The organism is Staphylococcus sp. HMSC063F05, assembly GCF_001837075.1.
Classification (GTDB): domain Bacteria; phylum Bacillota; class Bacilli; order Staphylococcales; family Staphylococcaceae; genus Staphylococcus; species Staphylococcus epidermidis.
Window position 1 is genome coordinate 1 of record NZ_KV831374.1, and the last position, 23996, is coordinate 23996.

The 23996-nt window shown below is 32.2% G+C and carries 18 protein-coding genes; 14 read left to right on the forward strand and 4 right to left on the reverse strand.

Annotation, left to right across the window (positions count from 1 at the left end; genetic code table 11):
• Positions 1–59 precede the first annotated feature (59 nt).
• A complete protein-coding gene (locus tag HMPREF2576_RS10790) occupies positions 60–560 on the reverse strand; it encodes a universal stress protein (RefSeq protein WP_002494483.1) in 501 nt (166 codons plus the stop codon).
• Between the two features lie 147 nt (positions 561–707).
• On the opposite strand from HMPREF2576_RS10790, the gene ald reads away from it, so the two are divergent.
• Positions 708–1823, forward strand: a complete 1116-nt coding sequence (ald, locus tag HMPREF2576_RS10795; RefSeq protein ID WP_001830775.1) for an alanine dehydrogenase — start codon at positions 708–710, stop codon at positions 1821–1823.
• Between the two features lie 63 nt (positions 1824–1886).
• On the opposite strand, the gene HMPREF2576_RS10800 is transcribed toward ald, so the two are convergent.
• Entirely contained in the window at positions 1887–2942 is a 1056-nt protein-coding gene (locus HMPREF2576_RS10800; protein WP_001830888.1) for a M24 family metallopeptidase, read from the reverse strand.
• 171 nt (positions 2943–3113) lie between these two features.
• On the opposite strand from HMPREF2576_RS10800, the gene HMPREF2576_RS10805 reads away from it, so the two are divergent.
• Positions 3114–3803, forward strand: coding sequence for a metal-dependent hydrolase (locus HMPREF2576_RS10805; protein ID WP_070856255.1), 690 nt, complete (start codon positions 3114–3116; stop codon positions 3801–3803).
• 300 nt (positions 3804–4103) lie between these two features.
• Here the strand turns inward: HMPREF2576_RS10805 and HMPREF2576_RS10810 are convergent, their stop codons facing one another.
• Entirely contained in the window at positions 4104–4517 is a 414-nt protein-coding gene (locus HMPREF2576_RS10810; protein WP_001830808.1) for a universal stress protein, read from the reverse strand.
• A gap of 197 nt (positions 4518–4714) precedes the next feature.
• On the opposite strand from HMPREF2576_RS10810, the gene HMPREF2576_RS10815 reads away from it, so the two are divergent.
• The 8 genes from HMPREF2576_RS10815 to pyk all read left to right on the forward strand — a co-directional run bounded on the left by HMPREF2576_RS10815 (position 4715) and on the right by pyk (position 16566).
• Positions 4715–6013, forward strand: coding sequence for a DRTGG domain-containing protein (locus tag HMPREF2576_RS10815; RefSeq protein WP_001830890.1), 1299 nt, complete (start codon positions 4715–4717; stop codon positions 6011–6013).
• A 33-nt stretch (positions 6014–6046) separates the two neighbouring features.
• Positions 6047–6985, forward strand: a complete 939-nt coding sequence (locus HMPREF2576_RS10820; RefSeq protein ID WP_002456462.1) for a DHH family phosphoesterase — start codon at positions 6047–6049, stop codon at positions 6983–6985.
• Between the two features lie 23 nt (positions 6986–7008).
• Complete coding sequence (locus tag HMPREF2576_RS10825; RefSeq protein WP_002487902.1) at positions 7009–10206, forward strand: DNA polymerase III subunit alpha; 3198 nt, start codon at positions 7009–7011, stop codon at positions 10204–10206.
• Between the two features lie 303 nt (positions 10207–10509).
• Positions 10510–11739 (forward strand): NADP-dependent malic enzyme, encoded by a 1230-nt coding sequence (locus HMPREF2576_RS10830; protein ID WP_001830893.1) that lies wholly within the window; start codon positions 10510–10512, stop codon positions 11737–11739.
• 98 nt (positions 11740–11837) lie between these two features.
• The gene (gene accD / locus HMPREF2576_RS10835; protein ID WP_001832673.1) at positions 11838–12695 is read left to right on the forward strand and encodes an acetyl-CoA carboxylase, carboxyltransferase subunit beta; all 858 of its coding nucleotides are present in this window, start codon (positions 11838–11840) and stop codon (positions 12693–12695) included.
• The gene (locus tag HMPREF2576_RS10840) at positions 12695–13639 is read left to right on the forward strand and encodes an acetyl-CoA carboxylase carboxyltransferase subunit alpha (RefSeq protein ID WP_001832707.1); all 945 of its coding nucleotides are present in this window, start codon (positions 12695–12697) and stop codon (positions 13637–13639) included. Before accD ends, HMPREF2576_RS10840 begins: the two co-directional genes overlap by 1 nt.
• 177 nt (positions 13640–13816) lie before the next feature.
• Complete coding sequence (gene pfkA / locus HMPREF2576_RS10845) at positions 13817–14785, forward strand: 6-phosphofructokinase (RefSeq protein WP_002440192.1); 969 nt, start codon at positions 13817–13819, stop codon at positions 14783–14785.
• A 23-nt stretch (positions 14786–14808) separates the two neighbouring features.
• Positions 14809–16566, forward strand: a complete 1758-nt coding sequence (pyk, locus tag HMPREF2576_RS10850; RefSeq protein WP_001830831.1) for a pyruvate kinase — start codon at positions 14809–14811, stop codon at positions 16564–16566.
• A gap of 380 nt (positions 16567–16946) precedes the next feature.
• Here the strand turns inward: pyk and HMPREF2576_RS10855 are convergent, their stop codons facing one another.
• Entirely contained in the window at positions 16947–18305 is a 1359-nt protein-coding gene (locus HMPREF2576_RS10855) for an amino acid permease (protein WP_001830761.1), read from the reverse strand.
• A 347-nt stretch (positions 18306–18652) separates the two neighbouring features.
• On the opposite strand from HMPREF2576_RS10855, the gene HMPREF2576_RS10860 reads away from it, so the two are divergent.
• The 4 genes from HMPREF2576_RS10860 to pnpS all read left to right on the forward strand — a co-directional run bounded on the left by HMPREF2576_RS10860 (position 18653) and on the right by pnpS (position 23808).
• Complete coding sequence (locus tag HMPREF2576_RS10860) at positions 18653–19774, forward strand: citrate synthase (protein ID WP_001830889.1); 1122 nt, start codon at positions 18653–18655, stop codon at positions 19772–19774.
• 42 nt (positions 19775–19816) lie between these two features.
• On the forward strand, positions 19817–21085 hold the full coding sequence (icd, locus tag HMPREF2576_RS10865) for an NADP-dependent isocitrate dehydrogenase (RefSeq protein WP_001830826.1): 1269 nt from the start codon (positions 19817–19819) through the stop codon (positions 21083–21085).
• Positions 21086–21400: 315 nt separating this feature from the next.
• The gene (locus HMPREF2576_RS10870) at positions 21401–22111 is read left to right on the forward strand and encodes a response regulator transcription factor (protein ID WP_001830897.1); all 711 of its coding nucleotides are present in this window, start codon (positions 21401–21403) and stop codon (positions 22109–22111) included.
• The gene (gene pnpS / locus HMPREF2576_RS10875; protein WP_001830867.1) at positions 22111–23808 is read left to right on the forward strand and encodes a two-component system histidine kinase PnpS; all 1698 of its coding nucleotides are present in this window, start codon (positions 22111–22113) and stop codon (positions 23806–23808) included. The genes HMPREF2576_RS10870 and pnpS overlap by 1 nt, the downstream gene beginning before the upstream one ends.
• Positions 23809–23996 lie beyond the last annotated feature (188 nt).

Here is a 23996-nt window from a genome sequence, read left to right on the forward strand (position 1 = left end):
CTGGCTATTTTGCTAGGAATTATGTCCCAGCCTCATTTTAATTTCATCTATAACAGTGACTAATCTTGATATTTTTCACGTAATTGAGGTGTTGCTACTTGAGGTTGGAAATCTTCAGGCATTTCTTCTGTACGCACAACTAATACGTCACAAGGTGCATGTCGAACAATCGCTTCTGATACAGAGCCAACAATAAAACGTTCTACCGCATTTAAACCTGATGTACCACTCATAATCAAATCAGCACCAACATCACGCGCTAATTTTTTAGGTATAATTGCTTTAGGTGAGCCGAATTCTAAACGTGTGTCCACATTTTTTACACCTGCATTTGTGGCTACTTCTTTATAACCTTTAAGTAATTCTTCGGAGAAATGCTTTGATTTTTCTGTGAATTGAGCATCGTATACTTCATAAGAAGAATACGTACGTGAGTCAATTACATTCACAATAGTTAATTGAGCATCGTTACGTTTAGCAACACCGACAGCTTTGTTAAAAGCCCATTCTGCTTCGTGAGATCCATCGACTGCGATTAATATGTTTTTATAAGAAATCATCATTATTGCCCCCTTTATCTTTCTTAATTCTATTTTAACATAATAAACAGAATATTTAATTAATAATAATTACAAAATTATGTCATTATATGTTATTGTTTGCCGTTTTAATAAGGACACGTTACGATAAGGTTGGAGGTAGATAATATGAAAATTGGGATTCCTAAAGAAATAAAGAATAATGAGAATCGAGTGGGGTTATCCCCAAGTGGTGTACATGCACTTGTAGACCAAGGACATGAAGTTTTAGTAGAAACAAATGCTGGTCTAGGATCTTACTTTGAAGATGGTGATTATCAAGAAGCCGGTGCCAAAATTGTTGATGAGCAGTCAAAAGCTTGGGATGTTGATATGGTCATCAAAGTTAAAGAACCACTTGAATCGGAATACAAATTCTTTAAAGAAGAGTTAATCTTATTTACTTATTTACACCTTGCGAATGAACAGAAATTAACTCAGGCACTTGTGGACAACAAGGTTATATCTATTGCCTATGAAACTGTACAATTACCAGACGGTTCTTTACCGTTATTAACACCAATGAGTGAAGTGGCTGGTAGAATGTCTACACAAGTGGGAGCTGAATTTTTACAAAGATTTAATGGAGGTATGGGTATCTTACTAGGTGGCATACCTGGAGTACCTAAAGGCAAAGTCACTATCATTGGTGGTGGTCAAGCAGGTACAAATGCAGCTAAGATAGCTTTAGGATTGGGAGCTGAAGTGACAATACTAGATGTTAATCCTAAACGTTTAGAAGAATTAGAGGACTTATTTGATGGCAGAGTAAGAACAATTATGTCTAATCCATTAAATATAGAAATGTATGTGAAAGAAAGCGATTTAGTGATTGGAGCAGTCCTTATTCCAGGTGCTAAAGCTCCAAACTTAGTGACTGAAGATATGATAAAAGAAATGAAAGATGGATCAGTGATTGTAGATATTGCGATAGATCAAGGTGGAATTTTTGAAACAACTGATAAGATTACTACTCATGATAATCCGACTTACACTAAACATGGTGTCGTGCATTATGCTGTAGCTAATATGCCAGGTGCCGTTCCACGTACATCTACAATTGGATTGAACAATGCAACATTACCTTATGCGCAATTATTGGCTAATAAAGGTTATCGTGAAGCATTTAAAGTAAATCATCCATTATCTCTAGGTCTGAATACATTTAATGGACATGTGACTAATAAGAATGTAGCTGATACATTTAATTTTGAATACACTTCAATTGAAGATGCATTGAAATAATGCGTGAAATTTACCCCAAGACTTCATTCATGTGAATGGAGCTTGGGGTTTTTTGTTGTTTTGTTATTTTTCGTATTGAGTTAATATTTCATAACCATTTTCAGTTACTAAAATATCATCTTCAATTCTAACACCAGCCACATGAGGGACATATATGCCAGGCTCTATAGTAATCACCATGCCTGCTTCAAGTTGATTATTATTTACACTTGATATATCTTGATATTCGTGTTCTTCAAGACCTAATCCATGACCTAGTCTATGTGGGAAGTAATCACCATAACCTGCTTCTTCGATGATATCTCTAGCAATTTTATCAATATCTTTGATGGTAACTCCTGGTTTAATAGATTTAATTGCTTCTGTTTCTGCTTTTAAAACAATGTTATATATATTTTGTGCTTCCTTATTAGGTGTGCCAAAATGAATTGTGCGTGTCATATCACTGCAATAATGATGGTATACAACACCTAAATCAAATAGTACAAACTCATTTTGCTGTAATTTTCTGTCACCGGGTGTTCCATGTGGTGAAGCAGCATGGTCACCGAAGAGTACCATCGTGTCGAAACTCATTTCATTAACACCATATTTTTTTATTTCGTTTTCGATATGGTTGACAACTTCTCTTTCTTCAACACCTTCTTTAAGAAAGGATTTACCAATTTCAATACATTTATCAGCTAACGCAGCTGCTTTTTTTATATTGATAATTTCATCTTCTGATTTGATATTGCGTAAGTCCTTGATTGATTGATCAACATCTTGATAGTGTTCTATATTAAAGGCTTTTGTTAGTTCTCTTTGACGTTTAACTGTAAGATGTTCACTTTCAATGAGCATTTTAGAGAAAGTTTTAGAGTATTTGTCGAATGGGTTTTCAGTATCTAAATAACCGATGATTTTACCTTTAAACGGTGATTGTTTTACTTCTTCAACTTCCATTTTTGGACAAAATAAAACAGGCTCTTCATTTGATGGAATAAGCAAAGCGAAGAGTCTTTCATGTGGCTCACTTCGATACCCAGTAAAGTAAAAGATGTTTAAGGGTGTCGTAATCCATGCTGCATCAGCATCTTCTTGTTGTAAAACTTTTTTGATTTCTTTTATTTTAGTCATATAATGAACCTCCATCATGTGATGATATATTAATTCTATGCTAATAAGATATAGTTTTCAAAAAGTAAGAGTTATTGATTGAACTTAACAAGCTAAATAGCTCACTAGTGTTATAAATGTGACTGGTAGGGTATACTATTAAAAGATATTACTTTTAGGAGGGTAACTCTTATGAAACTTTCATTTCATGGTCAATCAACAATTTATTTTGAAGGTAACAGCAAGAAAGTTATAGTTGATCCATTTATCTCTGGCAACGATAAATGTGACCTAGATGAACAAACGTTAGAGGTAGATTACATTATCTTAACACATGGTCACGCTGACCATTTTGGTGATGTAGTTGAATTGGCTAATCGTAATCATGCAACTGTGATTGGTTCGGCAGAATTACAAGGATATTTATCTACTTATCACGGAGTCGAAAATGTTCATGGCATGAACATTGGTGGGAAGGCTAAATTTGATTTTGGAACAGTCAAATTTGTTCAAGCATTCCATAGTTCTAGCTTTACACATGACAATGGTGTGCCTGTATATTTAGGTATGCCTATGGGAATTATTGTCGAAGCTGAAGGCAAGACTATCTATCATACTGGGGATACAGGATTATTTAGTGATATGAAACTGATAGCAGATAGACACCCAGTTGATGTATGTTTTGTTCCTATTGGAGATAACTTTACTATGGGAATAGAAGATGCTAGTTACGCTATTAATGAATTTATTAAGCCTACAATCAGTGTTCCTATTCATTACAATACATTCCCGTTAATTGAACAAGATCCAGAGCAATTTAAGGATGCAGTTCAGGTAGGGGAAGTACAAATTCTTAAACCGGGTGAATCAGTGGAATTTTAATTGTTTGTCTAAATGACAAATAGCTTTTGATTTTTAAGTCATTTTCTAAAAGTACAACGATAATTAAAATTTAACAGTAGTAAGTTGTTATTTTGAATTTATGAAATATAAATAAGAGCCTGAGACACACTTAATGTCTCAGGCTTCCTAATGTTGTGGCAAGTCGATTGCTGAATAAAAAATTGAAATTATATCAAGCTTTTTAATACAAATGCCAGGTATTTAATTAGGAACAAGAATTCATTACAAATTCTAGCTCATTTATTATAGTTTTGGTATTTTAGGTTACTAGTATGTCGTTTATTTAACAATTAAAACAGGAATAGTAGCACGTTTAGCTACTTTATGACTTACGCTACCTAAAACAAATTTCTTATTGTCTTCAGCTTTTCGGTTACTTAGAACAATAATTTCATATTTACCACTATTTGCAAATTTTAATAGCTCATCCTTAGCATTGCCTCTTACAATAACTTCATCATAATCAATGCCGTAGTCTTCTAGAGTTTTAAGTGTACTTTCTAAACCTTTAGAACGCTTTTCGGTTAGCTTATCTAAATGTACGCCAGCTCTGATTGACGCTTGAGCATCTTGCTCATTAATGGCATTTAAAACTGTGACGATAGTTCCTTCACCAGCTAAACGAGACACCTCTTTAAGAGCTTTCTCATTTTTAATTTGAGTGTCTACCCCAAGTAGAATATGTTTATACATAAATCATCCCTCCTCAACTTTATTTTAGTAAAGTTTTAGTGTAATTTCCATTAATATTTAAATATTTTGAATATAAACTTTAACGGTAATTTATATTGATTAATATTTAGTATTTTACAATGATTGAACAATGATTTTTTGTACATTAAAAGTTATAATGATAAAAAGACTGTTATAAAGAAATAAGAGGTAACGGGATGACAAAGAATGAACAAATAATTAAACATATCGAATCTTTATCAATTGGCTCTAAAATCTCTGTACGAAAGATTGCTAAAGATCTTAATGTGTCTGAAGGTACTGCGTATAGAGCAATTAAAGATGCGAGTCAACTTGGAATTGTAGCAACTATTGACAGAGTTGGTACTGTTAGAATCGAGAAACGAAGTAGGGAAAATTTAGATAACTTAACGTTTAATGAAATTGCAAATATTGTCGAGGGCCAAATACTTGCCGGTAGAGCTGGACTTAATAAATCAGTTTCAAAATTTGCGATAGGAGCAATGCAATTTGATGATATTCTGAAATATATAGGCAAACACACATTATTAATTGTTGGAAATAGAGAAAATGTACAGATTGAAGCTTTAAAACGTGAAACTTCAATACTCATCACAGGTGGTTTTCGTCCAAGTGCTGAAATTATACGTTATGCAGATGAGCATGAATTACCAATTATTTCTTCAAGTTATGATACATTCTTAGTTGCTAATATCATCAATAAAGCAATGTTTAATCAAAAAATACGCAAAGAAATACTTGTGGTTGAGGATATAGTTAAACCAATCAATGAACTATCAGTGTTATTTGATTCAATGACAATACATGATTACAAAAAAATAGCGAATGAAACCGGCCATACAAGGTTTCCTATAGTAAACGAAGAATTTAAATTAGTAGGTATAGTAACTAGTAGAGAAATCATTAATATGAACGAAGAAGACCTATTAGGTAAAGTTATGACTAAAAATCCATTGAGTGTTAAATTAACAAATACGGTTGCTAGTTGTGCCCATTTATTAATTTGGGAAGGGATTGAATTATTACCAGTAACTGATAATAATAAAAAAGCTGTCGGTGTGATTAACAGACAGGATGTTTTAAAATCAATGCAATTATTAGGTAGACAACCTCAAATTGGTGAAACAGTCAATGATCAAATTGCCAAACATATTTCAATACATCAACAAGGAATAAATGTCGACGTATCTCCACTCATTACAAATCATTACGGTACACTAAGTAAAGCAGTATTTGTTGGAATTATTGAGGAAACGATTCGGCACGAAATGAGAAAGTATAAAAAAGGTAATGTCATGATAGAAAGTATGAGTATTATCTATATTAAGACTGTACCAATTGAATCTACTATTGAAGTACATTATGAAATGTTAGATGTTGGCCGATATTTTGCTAAATTAGAAGTTACTATGATTAATAATGGTGAAAAAGTTGCTAATGCATTAGTAATTTGTCAAATGTTTGATGGATTTTAAATAATATTTAGAAGTTTAAAGGGAGTAATTAATATGGAAGTAAAAATGAATGAAATAATGGAAGCATTAGAACAAAGTGAATTAATTATTATTCACAGACATCTAAGACCCGATCCAGACGCATATGGTTCGCAATTAGGTTTGAAATATTACTTACAAAAGAAGTTTCCAAACAAACAAATTTATGCAGTAGGAGCTAATGAAGATTCTTTGAAATTCATAGGTTTGATGGACGAAATTGACGATGATATGTACAAGAAAGCGACTGTAGTTGTATGTGATACGGCAAATGCGCCAAGAATAGATGACCAACGTTATGATACAGGTACCAAACTTTTAAAAATTGATCATCATCCTGCTACTGATCAGTATGGAGATATTAACTATGTTAATACCAAAGCTTCTTCCACTAGTGAAATAATTTACGAATTCATTTTACATTTCAACGATGAACATATCATTGATGAACAAGTTGCTAGAGTATTATATCTTGGCATCGTCGGTGATACTGGACGTTTTTTATTTAATAATACAACGCCACGAACAATGCAAATTGCTGGAAAATTACTTACATATCCTTTTGATCACAACCAAGAATTAAACAAAATGTCTGAAAAGGATCCAAAACTATTACCATTTCAAGGATATATATTGCAAAATTTTGATTTAAATGATAAAGGATTTTGCAAAGTTAAAATAACTAAAGACATACTTGAAAAATTTCAAATACAACCTAATGAAGCGTCTTTATTTGTAAATACAATCGCAGATATTCGAGGATTAAAAATATGGATGTTTGGCGTTGATGAAGGAGATCAAATTAGATGTCGGTTGCGTTCTAAAGGTCATATTATTATTAATGATGTCGCTAATACATTTGGTGGTGGTGGACATCCAAATGCATCTGGAGTTTCAGTAAATAGTTGGGAGCAATTCGAGCAACTCGCCGAAGCTTTAAACGACAAGTTATAATTTTTAAAAGGAGGTAAGAGACCATGGTAGCACATTTAAATATTCATACTTCTTTTGACCTGTTAGATTCTAGTTTAAGAATTGATGCATTAATAGATAAAGCTAAAAAAGAAGGATATCGTGCGCTTGCAATAACCGATACAAATGTATTGTACGGTTATCCAAAGTTTTATGATGCTTGTATTGCAGCTCACATACATCCAATCTTTGGTATGACTATATATTTAACGGATGGTCTCTATATTATTGAAACGGTTGTTTTAGCAAAAAATAATCAAGGACTCAAGTCATTATATCAAATTTCTTCTGCTATAATGATGAGAAATAAAGAAGAAGTGCCAATTGAATGGCTAAAAAGATACGAAGAACATTTAATTATCATATTTAAAGAGGCTGAGTTGTCTCATAAGCAAATTATTGATGCTTTTGAAGGTAAGAAAGAATTATATTTAAATCACAATAGTAATAATACATTGACTGGCAAACGTGTATGGATGCAATCTGCAAGATACTTAAATGAAGATGATGCTGAAACCATTCCAGCGTTACATGCCATAAGAGATAATACTAAGTTAGATTTAATACATGAGAAAGAAACACTTGATGAACATTTTCCTAGTATAGAAGAACTTCAAACACTAAATCTTAGTGAAGATATGATTACTAACGCGAATGAAATTGAAGAATTATGCCAAGCAGAAATTGCATACCATCAATCCCTGTTGCCACAATTTGTGACACCTAATGGTGAAACTTCGAAAGATTATCTTTGGACGATACTTATACATAGGTTACGAGAATGGGAACTTAATGATAAAACTTATTTCAATCGGTTGAAACATGAATATAAAATTATTACTGATATGGGTTTCGAGGATTATTTTCTTATTGTAAGTGATTTGATTCATTTTGCTAAAACACATGAAGTGATGGTTGGGCCAGGTCGTGGTTCATCAGCAGGGTCATTAGTAAGTTATTTATTAGGTATTACTACTATAGACCCGTTAAAATATAATCTTTTATTTGAAAGATTTCTTAATCCTGAACGCGTAACTATGCCAGATATTGATATTGATTTTGAAGACACGAGACGTGAAAAAGTAATTAAGTATGTACAAGATAAATATGGTGAACATCATGTATCAGGTATTGTGACATTTGGGCATCTGTTAGCTCGTGCTGTTGCTAGAGATGTAGGAAGAATAATGGGATTTGATGAAACGAGTTTAAATGAGATTTCAAAACTTATTCCACATAAATTAGGTATAACTCTTGAAGAAGCATACCAAAAGCCAGAGTTTAAAGCATTTGTTCATCGTAATCATAGAAATGAACGTTGGTTTGAAGTGAGTAAAAAGTTAGAGGGATTACCAAGACATACGTCTACGCATGCTGCAGGTATCATTATCAATGATCAACCATTATTCAAATTTGCCCCATTAACAACTGGTGATACAGGATTATTAACGCAGTGGACTATGACAGAAGCGGAACGTATAGGATTATTAAAAATTGATTTCTTGGGATTACGCAATCTATCAATTATTCATCAAATTATTTTACAAGTTAAAAAGGATTTAAATATAAATATTGATATAGAAGCTATACCTTATGATGATAAAAAAGTTTTTGATTTATTATCAAACGGTGACACTACAGGTATATTTCAATTGGAATCAGACGGTGTTAGAAGCGTATTAAAAAGATTGCAACCCGAACATTTTGAAGATATCGTAGCTGTCACATCATTATATAGACCAGGACCAATGGAAGAAATACCAACTTATATAACCCGTAGACATAATCCTAACCAAGTTACTTATTTACATCCAGATTTAGAACCAATCTTAAAAAACACATATGGTGTTATCATTTATCAAGAACAAATAATGCTAATAGCAAGTCAAGTTGCTGGTTTTAGTTATGGTGAAGCAGATATTTTAAGAAGGGCAATGAGTAAAAAGAATCGTGCAATCTTAGAAAGTGAGCGTCAACATTTCATTGATGGTGCAAAAAATAACGGTTACGGTGAACAGATAAGTAAGCAAATTTTTGATTTAATACTTAAGTTTGCAGATTATGGGTTCCCACGTGCCCATGCTGTTAGTTACTCAAAAATTGCATACATTATGAGCTATTTAAAAGTGCACTATCCTCATTATTTTTATGCAAATATCTTGAGTAATGTAATAGGAAGTGAAAAAAAGACTGCAGCTATGATTGACGAAGCTAAGCATCAAAGAATTAGCATCTTGCCTCCCAATATTAATCAAAGTCATTGGTATTATAAGGCAAGTAATAAAGGAATATATCTGTCTTTAGGTACAATTAAAGGAATTGGATATCAAAGCGTTAAATTAATTATTGATGAACGTCAGCAGAATGGACCTTATAGAGATTTCTTTGATTTTTCAAGACGTATACCAAAAAGGGTGAAAAATAGAAAATTACTTGAGTCTCTTATCTTAGTAGGCGCATTCGACACTTTTGGCAAAACTAGAGCGACATTATTACAAGCAATTGATCAAGTATTAGATTTGAATTCTGATGTTGAGCAAGATGAAATGCTTTTCGATCTTTTAACTCCTAAACAATCGTATGAAGAAAAAGAGGAACTACCTGATCAATTATTAAGTGATTATGAAAAAGAATACCTAGGATTCTATATTAGTAAACATCCAGTTGAAAAGAAATTTGAAAAGAAACAATATTTAGGCATATTTCAATTGTCTAATGGAAGTCACTACCAACCTATACTTGTTCAATTTGACCATATCAAACAAATAAGAACGAAGAATGGTCAAAATATGGCATTTGTAACGATGAATGATGGAAGAACGATGATGGATGGAGTGATTTTCCCAGATAAGTTTAAAAAATTCGAAACTTCTATTTCAAAGGAACAGATGTATATCGTATTAGGTAAATTTGAAAAGCGTAACCAACAAATGCAACTTATCATCAATCAACTTTTTGAAGTTGAAGCGTATGAGCAAACAAAATTGTCTAATTCGAAAAAAGTTATTTTACGTAATGTAACACATCTAGAACCACAATTTGAACATTCAAAAGTAGAATCTAATGAACAACATGCATTAAATATTTATGGTTTTGACGAAAGTGCAAATAAGATGACAATGTTGGGACAAATTGAACGTCAACGTCAAAATTTTGATCTATTAATACAAACTTATTCGCCAGCTGATATTAGATTTATTTAACTTTTAACGATTTTTAAATTATGATATAGTTAACTGATGATTATTTCTTAATCATCAGTTTTTCTTTTATAATTATTTTTTGTTCTGATTTAACACACTAAATCTGTTTTATCAGCAGAAGAAATAATTTGAATTGCAACATCTAAAAATTAATTTACTTTCAATGATTGTACTATTGTTCTACATATTTACTAGTAAATCGTGTATATTTAAAATGATTCAGTTTTCTTTTCATGGATTGACTTATGTATTGAATATATATAGTTCAATGACTTCTCACAAAATAAAATAGGGGTTGATTAAATGTCTTTAAGAGATGACGCTTTAGAAATGCATAGAGAGAACCAAGGTAAACTAGAAATTACACCAAATGTTAAAGTGACAAATAAGCAACAATTAAGCCTAGCATACTCACCTGGCGTTGCAGAACCTTGTAAAGAAATCCATGAAGATTCAAGAAAAGTATATGAGTACACTATTAAAGGAAATACAGTTGCTGTTGTAACGGATGGAACAGCTGTTCTCGGTTTAGGGAATATTGGAGCAGAAGCAAGTATTCCAGTAATGGAAGGAAAGGCAGCACTGTTCAAAAGTTTTGCGGGTATTAATGGTGTGCCAATAGCTCTAGATACAACTGACACTCAAGAAATCATAAAAACAGTAAAACTTATTGCACCAAACTATGGTGGAATTAATCTTGAAGATATATCAGCTCCCCGCTGTTTTGAAATTGAAGAAACCTTAAAGAAAGAGACCAATATACCTATTTTCCACGACGATCAACATGGTACAGCTATTGTTACTATGGCTGGGTTAATCAACGCTTTAAAAATTGTAGATAAAGAGTTAACGAATATAAAAGTTGTATTAAATGGTTCAGGTGCAGCAGGTATCGCTATAGTGAAGTTACTTCATGCTTATGGTGTGAATAATATGATTATGTGCGATTCAAAAGGTGCTATTTATTCTGGCAGAAATTTTGGTATGAATGATACAAAAACATATGTAGCTAAGTGGACGAATAAAGATAAAGTTGAAGGTTCACTTGAAGAAGTGATTAAAGATGCAGATGTTTTTCTAGGTGTATCTGTAGCGGATATATTAACTCAAGATATGGTGAAGACAATGGCTGATGATCCAATTATTTTTGCTATGGCTAATCCTAATCCTGAAATCAATCCCAATGAAGCCAAACAGGCAGGTGCAAAGGTTGTGGGTACAGGTCGATCTGATTTTCCAAACCAAATTAATAATGTATTAGCATTTCCAGGTCTTTTTAGAGGTGCATTGGATGTTGAAGCCACTCATATTAACGAAGATATGAAAAAGGCAGCTGTAGAAGCTATCGTTCATTTAATAGACGAAAATGAGTTACATCCTGATTACTGTATACCAGGACCGTTTGATAAAAGAGTAGCTCCATCAGTAGCCAAAAATGTAGCTAAAGCTGCTATGGAATCCGGTGTAGCAAGAATTAAAATTGATACACAAGAAATATTTGATAAAACTATGAAACTTACTGACTTAAAATAGATTAAACGAATAGCTATATTGTTAGTACTATTATGATTTATACAAAATATATAAAGTCTTTTTAAATGAAGTAACAGAGGATATTTGGAGGTTTACCAATGTTTAAAGATTTTTTTAATCGAAGTAAGAAAAAGAAATATTTAACAGTTCAAGATTCTAAACAAAATGATGTACCTGCTGGTATAATGACAAAATGTCCTAAATGCAAAAAAATAATGTATACAAAAGAATTGAATGAAAATTTAAATGTATGCTTTAATTGTGATCATCATATAGCTTTAACCGCATATAAAAGAATAGAAGCAATTTCAGACGAAGGATCATTTATAGAATTTGATAGAGGTATGACATCTGCTAACCCATTAGACTTTCCTGGGTATGAAGAAAAAATTGAAAAAGATCAGCAGAAGACTGGACTTAATGAAGCGTTAGTGTCTGGTACTGCGAAATTAGACGGAATACAATATGGTGTCGCAGTTATGGATGCTCGTTTTAGAATGGGAAGCATGGGCTCTGTAGTTGGTGAAAAAATATGTAGAATTATTGATTATTGTACAGAACATCGTTTGCCATTTATTCTGTTTTCTGCGAGTGGTGGAGCTAGAATGCAAGAGGGAATTATTTCTTTAATGCAAATGGGGAAAACAAGTGTTTCTTTAAAAAGACATTCTGATGCAGGACTATTATATATTTCTTACATAACTAATCCCACTACTGGAGGGGTTTCTGCAAGTTTTGCTTCGGTTGGAGATATTAATTTAAGTGAACCTAAAGCACTAATCGGATTTGCTGGTAGACGTGTTATAGAACAAACAATTAATGAAAAGTTACCTGATGATTTCCAAACTGCTGAGTTTTTATTAGAGCATGGTCAACTTGATAAAGTCATTCATCGAAAAGATATGCGTGAGACTTTATCAAATATTTTAAAAATCCATCAAGAGGTGAGTAACTAATGTTAGATTTTGAAAAACCACTTTTTGAAATTAGAAATAAAATTGATTCTTTAAAAGAATCCCAAGAAAAAAACGAAGTTGATCTTCAAGATGAAATAGATATGCTGGAAGCATCATTAAAAAGAGAAACTACAAAAGTGTACACTAATCTAAAACCTTGGGATCGTGTTCAAATCGCTCGTTTACCAGAAAGACCAACCACATTAGATTATATTCCCTATATTTTTGATTCATTTATTGAGTTACATGGCGATAGAAGTTTTAGGGATGATCCAGCAATGATTGGTGGAATTGGTTACTTAGATGGTAAGTCAGTAACAGTTATAGGCCAACAACGTGGTAAAGACACGAAAGATAATATTTATCGTAATTTTGGTATGGCTCACCCAGAAGGGTATAGAAAAGCTTTGCGTTTAATGAAACAAGCAGAGAAATTTAATCGTCCAATATTTACTTTTATAGATACTAAAGGTGCTTATCCGGGTAAAGCAGCTGAAGAAAGAGGTCAAAGTGAATCAATTGCAAAAAATTTGATGGAAATGGCTTCATTAACGGTACCAGTTATTGCTGTTGTTATTGGTGAAGGCGGAAGTGGCGGCGCTTTAGGAATTGGAATCTCAAATCGTGTTCTGATGCTTGAAAATAGTACTTATTCAGTTATTTCACCTGAAGGAGCAGCTGCACTTTTATGGAAAGATAGTAACTTAGCTCAAATTGCCGCTGAAACTATGAAAATCACTGCGCTTGATTTACTAGATTTAGGTATTATAGATGAAGTGATTAATGAGCCACTTGGTGGTGCACAAAAAGATGAAGAAGTACAAGCTTTATCAATTAAGAAAATGTTCCTTAAACATTTAAATGAATTAAAGCAACTCACACCTGAAGAATTAGCAAATGATCGTTTTGAAAAATTTAGAAAAATTGGTTCAGTTGTGGAGTAATTTTGTATAGCTATTAGTCTAATTGTTAGGCTTTTAGCTCTTTTTTTTATGTTGTAATAAAAATTACATTTTTAAAACGTTTACATCTATGAATTGTCTTTCTTTTAATGGAACGTTAAAAAAATTTATGGTAATTTAGAGTTGAAGATAAATCTAGTTAAGGAAAGGTATGTCGTCATGAAGAAGATTGCAGTTTTAACTAGCGGAGGAGATTCTCCGGGTATGAACGCTGCTGTTCGTGCAGTGACTCGGACAGCAATTTACAATAATATTGAAGTTTATGGTGTTTATCAAGGTTACCAAGGTTTACTTGATGATGATATTCATAAGCTTGAATTGGGTTCAGTAGGGGATACAATTCAACGAGGAGGAACTTTCCTTTTTTCCGCAAGGTGCCCTCAGTTCAAAGAAGAGGATGTACGTAAGAAAGCTATTGAGAATTTACGTAAACGTGGTATCGAAGGTTTAGTTGTTATTGGAGGAGATGGCAGCTATAGAGGGGCACAACGAATTAGTGAGGAATGTAAAGAAATTCAAACAATTGGTATTCCTGGTACAATTGATAATGATATTAATGGTACAGATTTTACAATTGGTTTTGATACTGCATTAAACACTATTATTGAATCAGTCGATAAGATTAGAGATACGGCATCAAGTCACGCAAGAACGTTTATTGTTGAAGTTATGGGGCGTGATTGTGGAGATTTAGCTTTATGGGCTGGATTATCTGTAGGTGCTGAAACGATTGTTTTACCAGAAGTCAATACAGATATTAAGGATGTAGCTGAAAAGATTGAACAGGGTATTAAAAGAGGAAAAAAACATTCTATCGTTATGGTTGCAGAAGGTTGTATGAGCGGCCAAGAATGTGCAGATGAGTTAACGAAGTATATTAACATTGATACACGAGTATCAGTGTTAGGTCACATTCAACGTGGCGGTAGCCCATCTGGTGCTGATCGAGTATTAGCTTCTCGACTTGGTGGATATGCTGTTGAACTATTAAAACAAGGCGAGACAGCTAAAGGTGTTGGCATTAGAAATAATCAATTAACTTCTACGCCGTTTGATGAAATTTTTGCTGAAAGTGATCGCAAATTTAATAGTCAAATGTATGAATTAGCAAAAGAATTATCAATTTAAATTTATTTGGGAGGATTATAAAAATGAGAAAGACTAAAATTGTATGTACAATAGGACCAGCTTCAGAATCAGAGGAAATGCTCGAAAAACTAATGAATGCAGGAATGAACGTTGCGCGTTTAAATTTCTCACATGGTAGTCATGAAGAACATAAAGCAAGAATTGATACAATTCGTAAAGTTGCTAAACGTTTAAATAAAACAATTGGCTTGTTATTGGATACTAAAGGGCCAGAAATTCGTACTCACAATATGAAAGATGGACTTATTGTTTTAGAAAAAGGCAAAGAAGTCATTGTAAGCATGAATGAAGTTGAAGGAACACCTGAAAAATTCTCTGTAACATATGAAAATCTAATCAATGATGTCAATATTGGATCATATATACTATTAGATGATGGTTTAGTTGAACTTCAAGTCAAAGAAATTAACAAAGATAAAGGCGAAGTTAAATGTGATATCTTAAATACTGGTGAATTAAAAAATAAAAAAGGTGTTAACTTACCTGGTGTTAAAGTTAATTTACCTGGTATCACTGATAAAGATGCCGATGATATCAGATTTGGTATAAAGGAAAATGTAGACTTTATAGCTGCAAGTTTTGTAAGACGTCCAAGTGATGTTTTAGATATCCGTCAAATTCTTGAAGAAGAAAAAGCAGAAATAACAATTTTCCCTAAAATTGAAAACCAAGAAGGTATCGATAATATTGAAGAAATTCTTGAAGTATCTGATGGATTAATGGTAGCACGTGGTGATATGGGTGTTGAAATTCCGCCAGAAAGCGTACCAATGGTTCAAAAAGATTTAATTAGAAAATGTAATAAATTAGGAAAACCTGTAATTACTGCGACTCAAATGCTTGATTCTATGCAACGTAATCCACGTGCGACACGTGCAGAAGCAAGTGACGTAGCTAATGCAATATACGATGGTACTGACGCGGTAATGTTATCAGGTGAAACTGCAGCAGGTCAATATCCTGAAGAAGCTGTTAAAACTATGCGTAATATTGCAGTTTCTGCTGAAGCAGCGCAAGACTATAAAAAATTATTAAGTGATCGTACTAAATTAGTTGAAACTTCATTAGTAAATGCAATTGGTGTTTCTGTTGCACATACTGCCTTAAACTTAAATGTAAAAGCTATTGTAGCAGCAACTGAAAGTGGTTCAACAGCACGTACGATTTCTAAATATCGTCCACATTCAGATATCATTGCTGTAACACCTAGCGAAAAAACTGCTAGACAATGTGCAATTGTATGGGGAGTAAATCCGGTCGTTAAAGAAGGACGTAAAACAACTGATGCTTTACTAAATAATGCTGTAGCAACAGCAGTAGAAACTGGTAGAGTTTCAAACGGAGATTTAATTATTATTACTGCTGGTGTACCTACTGGAGAAAAAGGAACTACAAATATGATGAAAATCCACTTAGTAGGTGATGAGATTGCTAAAGGTCAAGGTGTTGGTAGAGGATCTGTTGTAGGCCATGCAATTGTCGCAGATAGTGCTAGTGATTTAGAAGGTAAAGATTTATCTGATAAAGTTATTATTACAAATTCTGTTGATGAAACATTAGTACCATATGTTGAAAAAGCTATAGGTCTAATTACAGAAGAAAATGGTATTACTTCACCAAGCGCAATTATAGGTTTAGAAAAAGGCATACCTACTGTTGTTGGTGTAGAACAAGCAACCAAAGAAATTAAAAATGATATGTTAGTGACTTTAGATGCGTCACAAGGTAAAGTGTTTGAAGGTTATGCTAACGTCCTTTAATTTAACAAATGATAAATTAAAAAAGAAGATTTGATAATCACAAAGCTTTAAAGCTATTCATAAGAGAGCCTGGAACATTGATTTATGTTCCAGGCTCTTATTATTTAGGGGAGTTGATTATTGAAATTAAAAATGATTAAATCAACCTTTTATAACACTAATTATTGATTTTAAAGTAGAACACCAAATGTCATCTTTATTTGAATAATAAAAGTAATAAAAGAATGATTGATTGAAAGATAATGATTGTAGAAATTGACATGATAAGGTTAGAGGCTTCTAGATGACGTTAATCAGTAGAAAGTAAGGAAAGTATATCACTCAGATGAATTAAAAAATCGACACTAGTAATGAGAAATTACTAAGTGTCGATGTAAATTTTATCGTGATTCTTTATCAGCTTTTTTGTATCTTAAGTACATTAAACCTAATAAAATAAACCAAATAGGCGTGCAGTAAATCGCTCTTCTTGTATCAACATTTATAAATAACAAGGCAAATACAAAAACAAAGAAAATAAGTATAAGGTATCCCATGTATTGACCGCCTGGTAGTTTATATGTCGCTTTCTTATGAAGTTCTGGATTTTTACGACTATAGTTAATATAAGCAATAATAATTAATGCCCAAACCACAACAAATAATACTGTAGAAATCGTAGTAACATAAGTAAATACAAGTGTTGCATCAGGGAATATGTAATTCAGTAGTGCTGCAATTAACAATAAAGCTGATGATGCAATGATTGCTTTATGTGGCACACCATGTTTATTAGTACTAGCAAATGTTGGTGGTGCTTGATTTTGGTTTGAAAGTCCATAAAGCATTCTGCTGTTTGAGAAAATACCGCTGTTACATGAAGAGGCAGCAGCTGTTAAAACAACGAAATTAATTATTCCTGCTGCAAACGGTATACCAATTAATGCAAACAATCTAACGAATGGACTATTATCTGGATCTACTTTATCCCATGGAATAATGGACATGATGACTGCTAATGCACCAACATAAAAGATTAAAATTCTAATAGGTACACTATTGATAGCTTTAGGTATAGTTTTTTCTGGATCTTTTGTCTCTCCTGCAGTAACACCAATCATTTCAATACCAACAAATGAGAACAATGCCATTTGGAATGACATAAAGAATCCAGAAGCTCCTTTTGGAAAAATTCCATGTTGATACAAATGAGTTAAACTTGTGTTACCAAATGGTGTCTTGAATGCGAATAAAATCATGATTACACCTATAACGATTAAAGCAATGATTGTAACTATTTTAATGATTGCGAACCAGAATTCAAGCTCACCAAACAACTTTGCACTTAATAAATTGAAAGACATTAGAATAAGTACACAGAATAAAGCACTAATCCAATTAGGTATGTCTGGGAACCAAAAACTTATATATTTGGCAACTGCAGTCACTTCAGCCATACCAGTAATAATCCAACATAGCCAGTAAGTCCAACCCGTTACAAATCCTGCGAACGGTCCTATATATGTGTTGGTCACGTCAGCAAAAGATTTGAAATTCGTATTTTGAATAATAATTTCTCCCAATCCACGCATGAACATAAATAACATGAACCCTATAATAATATAAGTAAGTAATATTGAGGGACCAGTCATTGCGATAGTTTGTCCGGCACCTAGGAACAGACCAGTTCCTATAGCACCTCCGATGGCAATTAATTGAACATGTCTATTGCTCAATTCTCTTTGTAAATTCTCAGCCATAAGACAACTCCCTTACTATAAGATATATATATTATGCACTTATAATGCAATTTATACAATTCTTTTCGAAAAAAAGTGTGAAAATTCACCATAATCATTATTAATATTTATTAATCATTCTTGATAACTAAACGAAAAGACATAAAGAATTGTGATTTCTTAGACGAGATAAGTATTGTAAAACCAGAGTTGTTAAGGGTTTTAGAAGGAAAATATTATAAGTAGCGACTAGACATTTTTCTCGTACTGATATGAGAATGTTTTTAATGTTTCACAAATTGTTTGAATTTAGCTATAATATTTATTGAAAGCCATTTCATAAAGAAACAGTAAAGGGGAAATTTATCATGGCAGAATTAAAAAGAGGTTTAGAAGGGGTTATTGCAGCTGAAACTAAAATTAGCTCGATAATTGACAGTCAGTTAACATATGCGGGCTATGATATTGACGATCTCGCAGAAAACGCGCAATTTGAAGAAATAATTTTTTTACTATGGAATTATAGACTTCCTAATGAAAATGAGTTAAGTGAATTAAAAGAAAAATTATTTGATTATATGACTCTTAATAATAGAGTATACAAGCACTTTGAGGAGTATGTGACGGATCATGTACATCCAATGACTGCTCTACGTACATCAGTATCATATGTAGCTCATTTTGATCCAGAAGCGGAAAATGAATCTGATGAGAATAAATATGATAGAGCTATTCGTATTCAAGCTAAAATCGCTTCTTTAGTAACGGCTTTCGCTAGAGTTAGAGACGGTAAAGAACCTGTCAAACCTAATTCTGAACTTAGTTATGCAGCAAATTTCTTATATATGTTAAGGGGAGAACTACCAACAGAAGTTGAAGTTGAAGCATTTAATAAGGCATTAATTTTACATGCTGATCATGAACTTAACGCATCTGCATTTACGGCACGTTGCGCAGTATCTTCATTATCAGATATGTATTCAGGTGTTGTTGCAGCTATTGGTTCATTAAAAGGACCATTACATGGTGGTGCAAATGAACGAGTGATGTCAATGCTTAAAGAAATAGGAAGCATTGATAATGTAGATCACTATTTAGATGAAAGATTTGCAAATAAAGATAAAATTATGGGCTTTGGTCATCGTGTTTATAAAGATGGTGATCCAAGAGCTAAATATTTAAGAGAAATGAGCCGTAAAATCACTGAAGAAACAGGGCAAAGTGAACTGTTTGAAATGTCATTAGCCATTGAGAAGAGAATGAAAGAAGAAAAAGGACTTATTCCTAATGTCGATTTCTTTAGTGCTACAGTCTATCATAGTATGAATATTCCACATGACTTATTCACACCAATATTTGCAGTAAGTCGTACTTCTGGCTGGATTGCTCATATTTTAGAGCAATATCGAGACAATAGAATTATGCGACCAAGAGCTAAATATATAGGTGAACAAAATCGTAAATATGTGCCTATTGAAGAAAGACCATAAAATAAATTAGTATTATAACTTTAAAATATGGAGGTTAATTGTATGTCTGCAGAAAAAATAACACAGAGTAAAGATGGTTTAAATGTACCTAATGAACCTATTATTCCGTTTATTATTGGTGATGGTATTGGACCAGATATTTGGAAAGCAGCTAGCCGAGTAATCGATGCTGCTGTTGAAAAAGCGTATAATGGAGAAAAACGTATAGAATGGAAAGAAGTCTTAGCAGGTCAAAAAGCTTATGATGAAACTGGAGAATGGTTGCCGCAAGAAACGTTAGAAACAATCAAAGAATATTTAATTGCTGTTAAAGGTCCTTTAACAACTCCAATTGGTGGTGGAATTCGTTCATTAAACGTAGCACTGAGACAAGAGTTAGATTTATTCACTTGTTTACGTCCGGTACGTTGGTTCAAAGGCGTTCCTTCACCAGTTAAGCGACCTGAAGATGTTGATATGGTTATTTTCCGTGAAAATACCGAAGATATATATGCAGGGATAGAATTTAAACAAGGTACATCAGAAGTAAAAAAAGTTATAGATTTCTTACAAAATGAAATGGGAGCAACTAATATTCGTTTCCCTGAAACTTCTGGTATTGGTATAAAGCCAGTATCTAAAGAAGGTACAGAACGTCTAGTAAGAGCAGCTATTCAATATGCACTTGATAATAATCGTAAATCAGTAACTTTAGTTCATAAAGGTAATATTATGAAATTTACTGAAGGTTCATTTAAGCAGTGGGGCTATGATTTAGCTCATAATGAATTTGGTGATAAAGTGTTTACATGGCAACAATATGATGAAATTGTTGAACAAAAGGGTAAAGATGCTGCGAATGAAGCACAAAGTAAAGCTGAACAAGAAGGTAAAATTATTATTAAAGACTCTATTGCTGATATCTTCTTACAACAAATATTAACTCGTCCAGCTGAACATGATGTTGTGGCAACTATGAATTTAAATGGTGACTATATCTCTGATGCTCTTGCAGCTCAAGTTGGAGGCATTGGTATTGCGCCTGGTGCTAACATTAACTATGAAACTGGACATGCTATTTTTGAAGCAACACATGGTACTGCACCTAAATATGCTGGTTTAAATAAGGTTAATCCGTCATCAGAAATTTTAAGTTCAGTTTTAATGCTTGAACATTTAGGTTGGCAAGAAGCCGCAGATAAAATCACTGACTCTATTGAAGCAACAATTGCTTCAAAAATCGTAACATATGATTTTGCGCGTCTTATGGATGGTGCAAAAGAAGTTTCAACATCTGATTTTGCTGATGAACTAATTAAGAATATTAGATAATTTTTTAATAACTTTTTATAAAAATTTCAAAGAACCTGAGACATAAAATATTAGTGTCTCAGGTTTTTTTATTAACAATAAATTTAAAATAAACCTATTTCTATCTTATCTTGAACATTCACTCTGCTTAAATTTCATATTTCTTTTATTAAAGTTTCCTTTAAGAAAATATATGTTGAAGTTACTATTTCGTATAATTGTTAAGGGTAAATTTATAACTTTTATTAAGATTATGTAAATTTGATGTGTAGCTATATTATTTCTATTTGAATATCAGTTATAATATAAATGTATAAAAAGATTAGGAGGCACACTATGTCACAAAAAATATTAGTGGTTGATGATGAGCAATCCATCGTGACCTTACTAAAATATAATTTAGAAACAGCAGGGTATATAGTCGAAGTCGCTTATGATGGTGAAGAGGCATTGAAAAAAGTTGAAACAGAACAACCGGAACTAATTGTATTAGACGTTATGTTGCCAAAAAAAGATGGTATAGAAGTATGTAAAACAATCAGGTCTGATAAAAATTTAGTACCGATTTTAATGTTGACAGCAAAGGACGATGAATTTGATCGAGTTTTAGGGCTTGAACTAGGTGCTGATGACTATATGACAAAACCATTTTCACCTAGAGAGGTAGTTGCCAGAGTTAAAGCAATATTAAGACGTTCTCAATTTGTAAATGAAATTGAGAAGGAAGATGTTGATGATGAAGATATTATCATTGGTTCAATTAGAATTCGACCTGAATTCTTTGAAGTCTATAAAGAAGATGAATTATTAGAATTGACGCCAAAAGAATTTGAATTGTTATTATATTTAATTGAAAGACAAGGAAGAGTTATTACTCGAGAACATATGTTGAATTCAGTGTGGAATTATGAATTCGCTGGAGATTCTCGAATTGTTGATGTACATATAAGCCACTTAAGAGATAAATTGGAAGAAAATCCTAAGCAACCTAAATTGATAAAGACTGTACGTGGTTTAGGTTATAAACTGGAGAGACCTAAAGCTTAATGTTGAAGTTCCATTTGCGTTTATTACTATTAATTAGTACTATTACAATCATTAGTTTTATTGGTTTAGGCGCTATCATTCACAACACAATTTATCAAACATTAACTAGTAATCAAATTAAAAGCTTAGATAGTGAAGCCCGTAATTATGTTAATCTCTTTAATAATAATAAAGAGAAAGAAATCACTAATATAGCTCATAATGAAAAAAATATCATATTAATAAAAGAAAAAGATAAAGATAAAATTATTTACTCAAGTGGAAATATTAAAGATATTGACCATAGAATTGATAATGAAGCTAATCCTTCGAAATTAATCAATAAAAACACAAAACTCGGTATGCGTTACACCTATAAGAATACAATAGATGATAAAACAATATACATAAGTGGAATTAATAATGAAATTATTGATTTACAAAAGGATTTATGGAAATACTTGTCTATTGTTGGAGTCATTGTATTATTTACGGTCTATTTAGCAAGTAGAAGTATCAATCGAACATATATTAGACCTATCAATGAAGTAACTTATGCTACATCACTTCTAGCAGATGGATATTACCATGTTCGTGTTCCAGAAAGTAATGTGAAGGAAACTAGGGCATTATTTGTGACTACAAATGACTTAGCACGACGATTGCAAAAATTAAACAATAGTCAAAAAATTCAATCCAATAGATTAAAAACTACCTTAGAAAATATACCGAGTTCAGTACTGATGATTGATAAACATGGAGAAATTGTAGTTGCTAATCATGCTTATTATCAGGTGTTTAACCCTGATCAAATGGTAGAAAATAAAAGTTACATTGGTTTCATAGATGATAGTATTGAAAAATTAATTATTGAAAGTTTTAGAACTGAAAAAGTTATCTATGAACAATTAGAAGTTGCTATTAATAACGTACATACTAAATATTTCGATGTATCTTGTATCCCCATTTTAACTAAATCTAAAAAAAATTTACAAGGTATGGTGGTTGTGCTTCATGACATTACTAATTTGCAGAAATTAGAAAACCTTAGAAGGGAATTTGTTGCAAATGTGTCACATGAACTAAAAACACCGATTACTTCAATCAAAGGTTTTGCAGAAACTCTGATTGAAGGTGCTAAAAATGATGAACAATCGCTTGATATGTTTTTAAATATTATTTTAAAAGAATCTAATAGAATAGAGTCATTGGTTACAGACTTATTAGATTTATCACATATAGAACAGCAAAAAGAACTTGAAATAAATTACATGAATTTATCTGAATTAGCTATTAATATAATAGATAATTTGCAAACACAAGCATACAATAAGAGAATCAAAATACAATCTGAAATTGAAAAAGATGTCATCATTGAGGCACATGAAAATAAAATAGCGCAAGTTATTACTAATTTGCTATCAAATGCTATAAATTATTCTTCAGAAGATAATAAGGTAATAGTAAGAGTATATAGAAATGACAATAAAGTTTATTTAGAGATTCAAGATTATGGTATTGGTATAAGTGAAACAGATCAAAAGCGTATATTTGAACGTTTCTATCGTGTAGATAAAGCGAGAAGTAGAGATTCAGGTGGTACAGGACTTGGTCTGTCTATAACAAAACATATTGTTGAAGCACATAATGGTAGAATAGACGTGAAAAGTGCACCTGGCAAAGGTTCGATATTCAAAGTTCTATTTAATGATAATTAAATTTGAGGGCACTACATTGTCGGTACAGACAATGTGGTGTCCTTTGTTGTAGTGATTATTTAGAAATATAATGTTAAGACTTATGCTATTAATTAAAATCAAAATACATCTTGTCATTGACAGACATAAGATGAGTGGAAATTTTTTAAGAAACATTTAACTTAATATTTCTTTAGCATTTATAAGTT

Bases quoted from the DNA above. Each gene is read 5' to 3' on its own strand.
- HMPREF2576_RS10790 (WP_002494483.1), bottom strand. From the start codon at position 560: ATGATTTCTTATAAAAACATATTAATCGCAGTCGATGGATCTCACGAA.
- ald (WP_001830775.1), top strand. From the start codon at position 708: ATGAAAATTGGGATTCCTAAAGAAATAAAGAATAATGAGAATCGAGTG.
- HMPREF2576_RS10800 (WP_001830888.1), bottom strand. From the start codon at position 2,942: ATGACTAAAATAAAAGAAATCAAAAAAGTTTTACAACAAGAAGATGCT.
- HMPREF2576_RS10805 (WP_070856255.1), top strand. From the start codon at position 3,114: ATGAAACTTTCATTTCATGGTCAATCAACAATTTATTTTGAAGGTAAC.
- HMPREF2576_RS10810 (WP_001830808.1), bottom strand. From the start codon at position 4,517: ATGTATAAACATATTCTACTTGGGGTAGACACTCAAATTAAAAATGAG.
- HMPREF2576_RS10815 (WP_001830890.1), top strand. From the start codon at position 4,715: ATGACAAAGAATGAACAAATAATTAAACATATCGAATCTTTATCAATT.
- HMPREF2576_RS10820 (WP_002456462.1), top strand. From the start codon at position 6,047: ATGGAAGTAAAAATGAATGAAATAATGGAAGCATTAGAACAAAGTGAA.
- HMPREF2576_RS10825 (WP_002487902.1), top strand. From the start codon at position 7,009: ATGGTAGCACATTTAAATATTCATACTTCTTTTGACCTGTTAGATTCT.
- HMPREF2576_RS10830 (WP_001830893.1), top strand. From the start codon at position 10,510: ATGTCTTTAAGAGATGACGCTTTAGAAATGCATAGAGAGAACCAAGGT.
- accD (WP_001832673.1), top strand. From the start codon at position 11,838: ATGTTTAAAGATTTTTTTAATCGAAGTAAGAAAAAGAAATATTTAACA.
- HMPREF2576_RS10840 (WP_001832707.1), top strand. From the start codon at position 12,695: ATGTTAGATTTTGAAAAACCACTTTTTGAAATTAGAAATAAAATTGAT.
- pfkA (WP_002440192.1), top strand. From the start codon at position 13,817: ATGAAGAAGATTGCAGTTTTAACTAGCGGAGGAGATTCTCCGGGTATG.
- pyk (WP_001830831.1), top strand. From the start codon at position 14,809: ATGAGAAAGACTAAAATTGTATGTACAATAGGACCAGCTTCAGAATCA.
- HMPREF2576_RS10855 (WP_001830761.1), bottom strand. From the start codon at position 18,305: ATGGCTGAGAATTTACAAAGAGAATTGAGCAATAGACATGTTCAATTA.
- HMPREF2576_RS10860 (WP_001830889.1), top strand. From the start codon at position 18,653: ATGGCAGAATTAAAAAGAGGTTTAGAAGGGGTTATTGCAGCTGAAACT.
- icd (WP_001830826.1), top strand. From the start codon at position 19,817: ATGTCTGCAGAAAAAATAACACAGAGTAAAGATGGTTTAAATGTACCT.
- HMPREF2576_RS10870 (WP_001830897.1), top strand. From the start codon at position 21,401: ATGTCACAAAAAATATTAGTGGTTGATGATGAGCAATCCATCGTGACC.
- pnpS (WP_001830867.1), top strand. From the start codon at position 22,111: ATGTTGAAGTTCCATTTGCGTTTATTACTATTAATTAGTACTATTACA.